The sequence below is a fragment of the Croceimicrobium hydrocarbonivorans genome (assembly GCF_014524565.1).
Lineage (GTDB): Bacteria > Bacteroidota > Bacteroidia > Flavobacteriales > Schleiferiaceae > Croceimicrobium > Croceimicrobium hydrocarbonivorans.
In genome coordinates this window covers 3,232,743-3,244,213 of sequence record NZ_CP060139.1, presented here as the reverse complement: position 1 = coordinate 3,244,213, position 11,471 = coordinate 3,232,743, and the positions used below count along the sequence as shown (strand labels likewise).

Annotated in this window: 8 protein-coding genes; all 8 read right to left on the bottom strand. The window is 44.2% G+C overall.

Going from position 1 to position 11,471, the window contains the following annotated elements; translation table 11 throughout:
* Nucleotides 1–28 precede the first annotated feature (28 nt).
* The gene (gene ccsA / locus H4K34_RS14525; RefSeq protein WP_246452126.1) at nt 29–3,112 is read right to left on the bottom strand and encodes a cytochrome c biogenesis protein; all 3,084 of its coding nucleotides are present in this window, start codon (nt 3,110–3,112) and stop codon (nt 29–31) included.
* Between the two features lie 19 nt (nt 3,113–3,131).
* A complete protein-coding gene (locus H4K34_RS14520) occupies nt 3,132–3,875 on the bottom strand; it encodes a hypothetical protein (protein ID WP_210758114.1) in 744 nt (247 codons plus the stop codon).
* 2 nt (nt 3,876–3,877) lie between these two features.
* Nucleotides 3,878–5,485 carry a TonB-dependent receptor gene (locus H4K34_RS14515; protein WP_210758113.1) on the bottom strand — a complete coding sequence of 536 codons (1,608 nt, stop codon included), beginning with the start codon at nt 5,483–5,485 and terminating at the stop codon, nt 3,878–3,880.
* Entirely contained in the window at nt 5,482–6,504 is a 1,023-nt protein-coding gene (locus tag H4K34_RS14510) for a cytochrome c3 family protein (RefSeq protein ID WP_210758112.1), read from the bottom strand. The genes H4K34_RS14515 and H4K34_RS14510 overlap by 4 nt, the downstream gene beginning before the upstream one ends.
* Nucleotides 6,480–8,081 (bottom strand): cytochrome c3 family protein, encoded by a 1,602-nt coding sequence (locus H4K34_RS14505; RefSeq protein ID WP_210758111.1) that lies wholly within the window; start codon nt 8,079–8,081, stop codon nt 6,480–6,482. The genes H4K34_RS14510 and H4K34_RS14505 overlap by 25 nt, the downstream gene beginning before the upstream one ends.
* The gene (locus H4K34_RS14500) at nt 8,078–9,397 is read right to left on the bottom strand and encodes an NAD(P)-binding domain-containing protein (RefSeq protein WP_210758110.1); all 1,320 of its coding nucleotides are present in this window, start codon (nt 9,395–9,397) and stop codon (nt 8,078–8,080) included. The genes H4K34_RS14505 and H4K34_RS14500 overlap by 4 nt, the downstream gene beginning before the upstream one ends.
* Nucleotide 9,398: 1 nt before the next feature.
* Nucleotides 9,399–10,256, bottom strand: a complete 858-nt coding sequence (locus tag H4K34_RS14495; RefSeq protein WP_210758109.1) for a hypothetical protein — start codon at nt 10,254–10,256, stop codon at nt 9,399–9,401.
* A 63-nt stretch (nt 10,257–10,319) separates the two neighbouring features.
* A complete protein-coding gene (locus tag H4K34_RS14490; protein ID WP_210758108.1) occupies nt 10,320–11,471 on the bottom strand; it encodes an efflux RND transporter periplasmic adaptor subunit in 1,152 nt (383 codons plus the stop codon).

Genomic DNA, 11,471 nt, shown 5'->3' with positions numbered 1-11,471 from the left:
TAAATGCCTAATAAAGGTTTAGAAACGCTTAAGCTTTAGACTTGCGCCAAATCTTTCGTTGACGCCACCAGGCCAAAGCGCTTATCAATACTAAGCTAGCAATGGAATAATATACCCAGGCTGGCACCGGCACCGGATCGCCTGCAGCATAACTATGCAATCCGGAGAGGTAATAATTTACTCCGTAATAGGTCATAATAATGGAGGCCAAACCAAACAGGGTCGCAAAGTTGAAGGCAAAATGACTCTTTAAGCCAGGTAAAAAGCGCATGTGCAGAATAAAGGCATAGACCAATATCGACACTAAGGCCCAGGTTTCTTTAGCATCCCAACCCCAATATCGGCCCCAACTTTCATTGGCCCAAACCCCACCTAAATAGGTTCCGATGCTCAACATAAAGAGACCGCCAATCAAGGTCATCTCACTGAGTTTGGTCATTTCCGATACAATATCGCGCACGCGTTTTTTATTCTCCTGATTCAAGAATATCATTAGAAGCAAATTGATCACCCCAATTAAGGCTCCAAGCATTAAGAAGCCATAGGATCCCGCTTCCAGAGATACGTGAATAGTTAGCCAATACGAACGTAATACGGGTACCAGAGGCGTAATCTCCGGATTGAGATAACTCAACATTGCGATTAACAACACCACACCACTAAGAACATTGGTAGCGGCCAAGGCTCCACTCGACTTACGGCTGAAAATCAATCCCGCCAAAGTTCCGGTCCAGGCGATGTATATCATACTCTCATAACCATTACTCCAAGGCGCACGACCGGAAACATACCAACGCAAGCCCAATCCTAAAGTATGGAAGAAGAAAGCCGCAAACATCAAGATTAAAAGGACCAGATGCAGTTTGGAAAAACTGTTCTTCGGTCTAAATACCTGTAAAAACAAGAGTAGTAAAAAGGCCAGGCCTAGCAAGGTATAAACCAATGCCAGTCTATTAAAGACCTTCAATTCATTCAAGAAGATTTCCAATTTACGCTGGGTATTGGAAGGCAAGATTTCGGGATCCTGGGCATTTTGATACTTCATCAACTCACTGATGATGGTATTCGCCACCTTATAATCGCCGGATTGCATTCCATTATTGAGGGCCGCTAAATAAGCCGGGAAAAGCTTGTCTGCCACAATAGAACTCTGCTCACCATGACTGTAATCAGACACCCAGGTATTATTGATATCTCCTTCCAAAGGCACAATGCGCAAGAGATAACCGGAGAGCATCATATTGAAGATATTAATCTTCTCATCCAATTTCAATAGGGCCTTTTCCCAAGTTCCTTTTTCCTTGTCTATCACAGAATTAGCCTTTTGAACCTCATCAGCGAGTTTGTAAGATCCATCGGTATTAAAGAAGGCTTTATAAGCTTGGAGTTTTTCTGTAAAACCCATTTCGGCAAATCGAGGATGAAAGGGCAATTTGATCATAGGTTCCCCATACCATTCCTGATTATTAGCCCAAACACTTAATAGGACTTGATCAGCATCCAGACCACGATAGCTTTCTTTTCCGGTAAGTTTCCGTAAAACCTCTCTGCTCAAGGTATGCATCGGCTTCATCCGGCCATTGATATCCTGAACCAATACGGTACTGAATACACTGGCATGTTCCTTCGAAACGGCATGTAATTCCGATTCCAATTCAGTTTGGGCCTGCATGCCAAAGGCCGTGGCCAAAATCAAGACTAAGGTCGCAGAACGCCGCGCTCTTAACTCACGAATCTGTTTTGATAATTGGGCAAAGCGAGTGTTCCGGGCAACCAAGCTCCATAACATTCCTATGGTTAGCAGAGTATATCCTAAATAGGTAATCCAGGTGCCCCAAAAATCATGGTTCACCGAAAGGTAGGTTCCGGTTTCATCGCGATCATAAGAGGATTGGAAAAAGCGATATCCGCCATAATTCAGAATGTGATTCATGTATATACGGAAGTCAAATTCCTTCCCGCCCCTTGGATCTAATACCTGTACTTCGCTGGCATAAGATGCCGGTGAATTGGTTCCAGGATAACGCTCCATCTGGAAATCGTATAGCTTAATACTGAAAGGCAATTCACGCACTTTGGAGCCATAAGACAAGGCCAATTGCATGCTACCCAAATCTACCATTTCAGCTTTACCGGGATAACCTTTGAATCCTTCGATATATACTTCTTCGACTTGCTCCCCTTTCTGCACCTCAAGCAAAATTCCGATGGTAGATGAAGATTGGATTTTTAAGCTTCCTTCCGAACGTTTGAGACGGGCTGATTTCTGATAATCGCCGAATACAAAGGCGGATCCGCCCCAACGGTATAAACTTCGCAAGGCTAATTCTGTGGCCGTATCTGCAGGTACATCGTGCATGCTGCGGTCTGCCATGCGCATATAGCTATAGGCTTCAGCGCTTGTAACCATAGCTCGCCCCTCACTATCCAAATCAATATTGAAATGATTGGGCATAATACCAGGACCGAAGTAAAAGGGCACCCCTCCTAAACGACGCTGCGAATTGTAATGCAGGTAATACTCATTCCGACCAGCATCCGAGCCAAATACTACTTTGATAATGGGCTCCCCTTGATCGGCGGCTTCCATCTCGTACTCGGGATTGATATAAACCTCCTTAACTCTAAGATTTACCTTCTCATTATTAAGCTGATAGGTTTCTGAAAAATCATTGGAGCCCAGAGATGACCATAAAACTGGCTCTTCAATGAGATACTCGCGATTGTCTTTGGTAAAGCGTAATTTGAGATATCCCTCCGTAGAAAGGTATTGATTGCTCTGCTCGCCTTCACGAATGTGCATCATACCTTCAAAACCGCTAAAGCGGGTAATACCTGCTCCGAGTAAGATTACCAATATCGCTAGGTGAAAGGTGAGCACTGCCCACATCTTCCGCTGTATTAATCGGAAGTCCAATACGTTTTTCACAATAGCGCCGGAAAACAAAAAGAGGAGCAGCTCAAACCAGGTAGATTGGTAAATCACCTTTTGGGCACTATCCGTACCATAATCGTTTTCTACAAAGGTGGCCACCCCTACAGCGGCGGCAAATAGAAGGATATATACTAAAGCGGCTCGGCGGCCGAAGAGTAAATCAAGAATTTTTTGCACTGGAATTATTTTCTGGTTATCAAGGTATTACCTCGGCATTTTCCAAAATAAGATTGTAGGTATAGCCCGCACCAAAATCTACATCTTGATGCAAAGTTGCCTTTAGGGTCACGATATGGCCCGCGGGCACCGCAGTTTGAGAAGTAGCTACCAAATCGAAAGTATCAAAGCTTCCATCCTTAAGGTGCAACCAATGACGATCCATAATATTGGCATTGATCTTTGTAACCTTGGCGGTGATTTGCACTTCCTTATTGATGTAGTTCTCGGCGTTCTGTATCAGTTCTTTGATCTTGATTGATCCTTCCCGATCATAATCCGCTTCCGAAATTTCCACAGCAGCTTCAGGGGCTTTCTGTCCACCTTTAAACATCTGATCCAAAGCCTGTTTTTGGCTACCCGAAAAGAGCGGACGCAATTGTGAAACCAAATAAATTTCATCAAAGCTGCGATCGAATTCGGTTGAATAGTAATCGGTTTTATACAATCCCTTGCTAAAGCTGTATTCCTCATTTATTTGGAAATCGGAACGCATGGTGGCTAACCAAAACTCCTTCTCCCCTTCCTTTACTTTGAGATAGGAATACCTCGAACTTTGTAGGGTATCTAAAACCACTACCCGATGCTCGGCATTGGGATTGTTTTCAGGACTACTGTCAGAATTAAAAATCTCCTTTACGGATGAATCCTCCGTTTCGATAACGGTGGGCTGCTGTTGACAAGCGAAAAGTGCCAGAGCCGCTAAAAAGCTCAGTCTGCGCATGACTAAAATTTGAATCTTTTCTGGATGCGAAGATACATTCGAAACAGGTCTTGATCGCTTATTTGGCTATATTCTCCCATAATTCCCAGATTCCAATCCTTGGCCATTAGCCAGCTCAATTCTGCACCGTAATAATGCTGGGGATCGAGGGTGATTTCACGAAGAACATAGCGATACGAAGCATAGCGATAATAGGCCGACATGCGAAATCCTGAATTGAAGGATCGCGAGTAGCGCAAGGAATTTATCTCCGAATTTAAATTCCCGTTTTGGTTTTTATTAAATCGATAAGTAAGGCTACCACCAATCCAGGGCAAACGATGATGACTGAGATAGGCCTGCAAGTTTTGGCTACGGTTTCCAAAAGTAGGGTTGGTGCGAAGATTATAGCTTAAGCCCAAATGAGTAGCCCGAAAAAAGCGATAGTCACCACGAAGTCTAAAACCCTGGCGTGCACCCTGCTCTGCCAATAGACGTTCTACATCGCTATCGTAGCGCTCAAAGAATATTATTTGTTGGCGGGTATCATAGGAACTAAAGAGGGTTAAGCGACTGGTAGGTCGATAACGCATTGATAAATAAAGAGAGGTTAAGCGGGCCTTAGTGCCAGCCTGAGCAGTATCAAAATTTTCATAGAGGTCGATTTCCAAGGACGCAAACCAAGACCATTTCCCCCAACGCATCGATTGTTGGGTGTACAAATAACGACGATCAATCGCCCCTTGATTTCTTTGTTCCATTAAGCCTAGGGTCCATTGTCCGGTCCAAGACTTGGTACGCCAATCGTAAGCACCATAAGCGCCATACTGCAGGAGATTAGCATTGTAGCCGTAATTACTAAAATCCGGGCGACTGCCCACAATGGCTCCAGCCCGCCAATTATTCCAATTCCCTTCCCACTGCAAACCGTCTATGGCACCTAAGGAAGAAATGCGGCTATTAATTTTACGCCCTACTACCAGTTGATGATGGCTACCAGGCTTATAGATCAGCGCTAAATTGTAAATCAGCGCTCGGAAATTTTCGCCATCACTTTCGTAGGAGCGTCTAAAGTCCTGCATATTGCCGTAGGCTTCCAAACTTAAATTTTGCCCGAATAAACTATCTACCTTAAGGCTGGCTCTAAAATTAGTACGGTAATTTTCGCGGCCATTGGTACTTAGGGTGCTGCCATTATTTAAGGATAAATTTAAATAGCCTCGATCTTTGTTGCGCATGCTATTGCTGCGATCACGCACTTGACTGCGCGATAAACTATCGCTGCTACTTTCCACTACTTGGGGACTTTCCAATACTTCAGGAGCTTCTTCCTCCGCTGGAGTCACATCCGCCGAAAGGCGCACCTCGAAAATCTGGCCTTTGCTGATTTCACAATTTGCAATGCGCTCGGCCAAACAGGATACGGAGGATATCTTTTGAATGCGCAAACAAGCCTGCCCGCCATTTTGGTTAAAGAGGGTATCCCCCTCCCTTAAGGCTTCGGTGCTTTGAAAGCGCAGGTAAACGCTTTGATCATTTACATAGCTTACCTCAGCCTGGCGCACTTCCTGGGCTGAAAGGCCCAAAGTGTACAGTATAAAAACAAATCCTATGTAGGCCTTCTGCATCATTCTCTTCCGGTGGGATGACAGTTATAACAGGCATTGCTCTCGTATCGGTAACCGCCTACATCGTCGTGTTTTTTATCCATGCGCGACTTATCACTATGCTCATGGCAATCGATACAACTGAAAATATTGTAATTAGAGGTATTGGTATGGCATTCGGTGCAAGAACTCCAGGTTCCACGGTGGGTTCCGCTATAAATCGGGAAATGATCATCATCGTGATTTTCGAAGCTTGCCGGTGCCCAGCCTGGATTGGTATTATGGCAAAGGGCACAATCCGTTGGGAAACCAGAACTCAGGTGATTGGGATTGGTCGCACTTTGATAATCATCGATGTGACAAGTAGAGCATATCGGCTGAATTTGATCGTAAGTGGGGCTGGTATGACAGTCCATACAATCCAGGCCATCATGACCTAAAACCAAGGGAAAGAAATAGTGAAAATTATCGCCACCCCATTGCTGACTGAGGGGTTCATGGCATTGAATACAATCGATGGAAAAGCCTGAAGCTACGTGATCTGGGTCGGAAGCGGTTTGATAATCTTCGCGATGGCAATCTACGCATTCCTGGCCCTGCCTTTGCCAAACCAAATTATTAGAAGCATCATGGCAATCGATGCAAGCTAAGGTAATGTGAGCGCCTTGTAAAGGAAATCCATTTTGTTCGTGCAGATCAGGGATATTAAAAACCAACCAGGATTCGCTATCATGGCAGCGCTTACAATCGTCGCCGACACTCATCTGATGCACATCGGTATGGCATTCGACACATTGAGTGCCTACTTTTTTAAATTCCAAATTCTCATGGCAATCCATACAAGCGACCGCGGCATGCTGCCCTTCCAATTCGAAGCCCGTACTGGCATGATCGAACTTCATGTTTTGTAAATTCACTTGCCAGGAGCCCGAATTATGGCAATCCGAACAATTGATTTTAAATCCTTCTCCATGCGGGTTTTGAGCCATAAGCCCAATCGCTCCAAAGAGGAATAGCGTTAGGTACCGTGACAATCGATGCATTGGAATTTCTCTATTTTGTAAATAACTCTTTCTTGGCCATCAGACTGCATTTCAGCTTTATGGCAAGCGGAACAGTCTATTTCGGCATGGCGTCCTTCCAGAGGGAATTCAGTGATCTGATGATCAAAAAGGTCAGCCTTCCATTGCTCAGCACTTTGATGGCAGGCCAGGCAATTGGTTTTCCCCTCTTCTTCAAATTGCTTACCATGCACATTATCATGGCATTGCACACAAGTTTGATCGCGATCCTTAAAGTGCTGCTCCTCTCCTTCAAAGTGGCATTCGCGACATTCTTGACGAGCATGTGCTCCTTCTAAGGCCCAACCTGTTTCTTCGTGTTTAAACTGAACTTGCGACCATGCCTCTGCATTATGACAAGCCTCGCAATTTTGTTCCGGGAAATAGCTTTCGCTGATAAGCCCCTCATGAATATTCTCATGACAAGATACACAGTTCTGTGCTTCAAAGGCAAAGTCCCAACGGCTCTCTTCCGATTCTTTATGGCAGGCAAAACAAGGAGTGGCTAAGTGAGCTCCTTGCAGGGGAAAGCCATTGTTCTCATGATCTTCCCAATCGTAAGAACTGTAAGTAAAGGGCCTATCGAGGCTATGGCAGGCATCACAATCTTGCTTCTTTAGGACAATACTTTCTATTTCCCCCTCATGGTAATCTTCGTGGCAGTCAATGCAATTGGCAAAGGGCATGGCCTTTCTAAAATCGCCACTCGTATGACATTCACTACAACTTACCGTGCGATGCATGCCGCGCAAGGGATAATCCGTTAAATCGTGATTAAAGGAATTGCGATTTTTAAGCTTAAGCCAGGATTGCTCAGAATGACAATCCGTACAATTTTGGCCAAATTTCCCTTGATGGGCGTCCTCATGGCAATCGGTACAACGACTAAAAGCAATGTCGCTAAACTTTTGAAAATCTTTACCCGCACGAACTTCCTTGGGATGACATTCGAGGCAGTTTACATTTTGATGCGCTCCTTTTAAGGGAAAATCGGTTTTGGCATGGTCAAAGCCCGGAGTTTGCGGAAACTCTTCAAAATTGTGGCAAGAAAGGCAATCCTTACCTAAGCTTCCTTGATGGTAATCTACATGGCAACTAAGACAAGATTCTTCCAGACCCAAGAATGTTCCTATACGCCCCGCAATCTCAGAATCCGAAATAAAATCGGCTTTATGGCAATCACGGCAATCAATACGATCATGTGCTGCTTCGAGCTTATAGCCAGTTAAATTGTGATTGAAATTTTCCTGATCAAATCGAACCGCATCGAACTTGCGCCCATGATGTTCACTATGGCATTTAATACAGCTTTTCTCTTTCACCTCTTTGGAGGAATGATAGCCTCGTTTTAAATCGATCAGGCTTTGTAATTCCTTATGACATTCGAGGCATTTCTTCTCCGAAATCTGGGCACCAATTTCATGGCAGAGAGTACAATTATCCAAGCCCTCATACTTAGCATGTGCCTCGGAAAGCTTACCCGGAGAAAACTGCGCCCAAAGCGAAACACTGCTTAAGCCAAACAGTAGGATGAACGCTATTTTATTGAACTCTCTCAATGCTTACGAAGGGTTTTTCCAAAGGTTTTCTCGACTGTAATTCCAGCATCCTGCAAGAAGGGAATGGGTAACTCTCCACCAGCGAAGATGTAAATGCGATCATTTTCAATTTCGAATTCTGATCCATCTTCCCGAACTAAACTTAGCTTTTTCTCCTCGATACGGCTAACATTAGTACCCAACAATGGGCTAATTTTTCCCGAAGCTAGGGCCGCTTCTAACTTCTCCTGATTGCCTTTTTTGATGCGCGCGAAATGTTGCTTGCGATAAGATAGATGCACTTCATTATGATCGGCTAAAAGCAAAGCCGATTCCACGGCTGAATCCCCACCGCCAACAACCAGCACCTTCTCGCCCTGAATATGCTCGGGCTCCAATAATCGATAGGCAACTTTGCTACTTTCTTCACCGGGAACGCCTAATTTTCTAGGCGTCCCTCTCCTACCAATGGCGATGATCACTGAACGTGCTTCCACGGCCTCCCCTTTCGAGGTATCCAATTTAAAATGGTAAGCTCCTATTTGAGAGATCCGTTCTACTTTCGAATGCTCTTCAATTTGAATTTGATGCTTATCCAGAACCTCATTCCAAATCCCTAATAATTCAGCTTTGGAGGTATTATTCAATTTCAACTTACCGTAGAGTGGCAAGTCCATGGGGCTGGTCATTACTACTTTATCCCGAGGAAAAGTAAACACGGTTCCCCCCAAGGAATCTTGTTCCAGCACTCGGAAGGTTAATCCTTTTTCTTTGGCTTTTAATGCCGCAGCGATGCCTGCCGGACCAGCGCCAATTATCACTACATCCGTTTCACATGAGCACTCTGAGGGTAATTCTTCAGCCAAATTATTACAAGCCTGTACTCCTTGCTCAGCGGAATTTTTAATGAGGCCCATGCCCCCTAATTCACCGGCAATGTAAATTCCGGAAATATTGGTTTCGTAGTTCGGTTTTATATGGGGTAAATCCACCCCTCGTACTTCAGTGCCAATGCGCAAACTAATCGCATCCACGGGACAGGCATGAAAACAAGCGCCATGACCAATACAACTGCTGGCATTAATTAAGGTGCCTTTGCCATCAATTAAACCTAAAATATCTTCTTCCGGACAAGCGCGAACACAGGCGCCACTACCAATACACTTATGGGGATCGATATAGGGATGTAGGGATACTGGCTGAAAACGCCCCTCTTCCTGAGCTTGCTCCACTTTGGCGGCTACTTCCTTAGAGCGTTTTTGCCCGGAACTCCAATAGTACCAGACAATTGCACCCGAAAGCAGAATGACAAAGCCATATATCAATACTTCCCACATGCTAAAAAATCCAGGTATAACCCATGGCCATAGTCACCCCAATATGGATGATTAGCACCAAGAGCATAATTAAAGCAAAGGGCCGGTGGGCCACATGCCAATACTTGAAGAGCTTTTGCATTAAAGCCAATCGGTGTATGCGTTGTTGCAAAACCATTTCCGCTTTGATATTGCTTAATATCGACTTGTGTTCTTTGGCATCCAATTGCAATGCTCCCAATTGCGATTTAAGCTGATTAAAGTGATTGCGGAAATGTGTCCTTCGGGCAAAATAGCCTTTCTCATCATTTTGATATTCACGGATATGCTGGTAAAGCTCGGGGGCTTGATCGGCCACCATCGCCAATGTGGATAAAGAACGTTCTTGTTCTTCCTTTAATTCTTGTCGTGATAGTTCACGTCCCGAAATACTGCGTGGAATTTGTAAATAGATATAGCGCCCCACTACTCCGGATAGAACCACTAATACCATCGACCAAAAAGCAATGGATACGATTCCTCCAAATTTAAAGGTGGTGTGAAAGAGTATTAAGATTGGCCCTAGGGTGCAGAGAAAAATGTGAAACTCCAACAAATAGCGCAAGCGCATGTATTTTTCCAGAAAGCCATATTTCTTGGCCGGTATGTACAGAAACACCCCAATTGTAATAAGGGCAGTTCCAATTATTCCCAAACCATGACCAAATAAGCCAGAGGCCTTAAACCATTCATGATGCTCGTGATAGAAGCGCTCTTCCAGGGGAGTTTGGTAATAATCGTATCCTTCAAATCCCAGCCATAAGGTCACGATAATAACAATCAATGCTAAGATTGACTGATACAAAATATGCCACCAATTTCCTTTCCCTGCAGTTCCCATTGCTATTCCTGTGAATCCTTTTTAAGCTTAAAAATTCATCGCGCTCCCATCTACTTCCATTGTTTATTCCCCAAGTAAGCCAAAAGCTCCCTTATCTAAAAAGTAGAGCGTGTCTAAATATTGTTGAGGCTCCCTGATTTCTAGTAAACCCTTTTGCCGAAGCCCCACTTTTAGTTCCCTTTTTTGAAGGTGATACTTTTCCCCTACTAGCTTCGCACTTAGTGCATAGAAATGCCCATTTTGCTCGATCACGGCAGCCTCTGGAAGACTTACCACTTCCCGTTCGGACTCATAGACCCTTGCCTCAACGTACATTCCTGTTCCAATGGCTTGGGGTAAAGAGCCTTCGTCCAATTTAGCATAGGCTAGAGCAGCGCCCTGGGCCTGACTAAAATCAGGGCTAATTTGCACTATTTCAGCGAAAAATTTCTCATCAGCCATTGAAGGAATTTGATATTCAATTTTTTGTCCTGGTTTTACCCTGGCTAAGTCCTTTTCAAAAACCTTGAGCTCCAAGATTGGCGCCGCATCATTGATAATTACCGCTGCTCTTTCATTGGCTTGTAAAAGATAGCCTTCGTTGATGCTCAACTGACTTAAATAACCAGATGCTGGAGCATGAAAAGGAATACTTTCGAAAATTCCCTTTTGGTGTAATTGATTGAGATCTATTTTCAATAAATCCAGTTTGGCTTTTAAGCTTTGAAAGCGCGCTTGCGATACCTTAAAATCAGATAAGGCCTGTCGATAAGCTTTTTCCGAAACCACAGAATCTTGATACAATTTATGCTGGCGCTCATAATCCGCTTGTAAAAAGTCGAGTCGGGCGCGCTCCTCCAAATAATTCTGTTGTAAATCCAATAAAGCGGGGCCTTCCAAATAGAATAAGACCTGCCCTTTTTGAATGCGATCCCCATTTTGGATGTGCAGTTGTCGCACCGTTCCTCCGACAAAAGAGCTTATGTCAAATCGAGCCGAAGGACTGGTCAATAACTGTCCGCTTAAATTAAGGCTGGTACCCAAAAATGCCTTTTGAATTTGAATTAGATGAATGCCTTCCGCATCCAATTGGGACTTAGTTAATATTTGAGCATTTTCCTCTTGTTTAGAGGCTTGTTCTTCCGATTTATCGGCCGGAGAGTTACAGCCTGTAAGAGCAAGAACAAAGGCTAAGGCAAAGGGCTTAGCAAGGCTTAGGTATGCTGGATTTTTCAA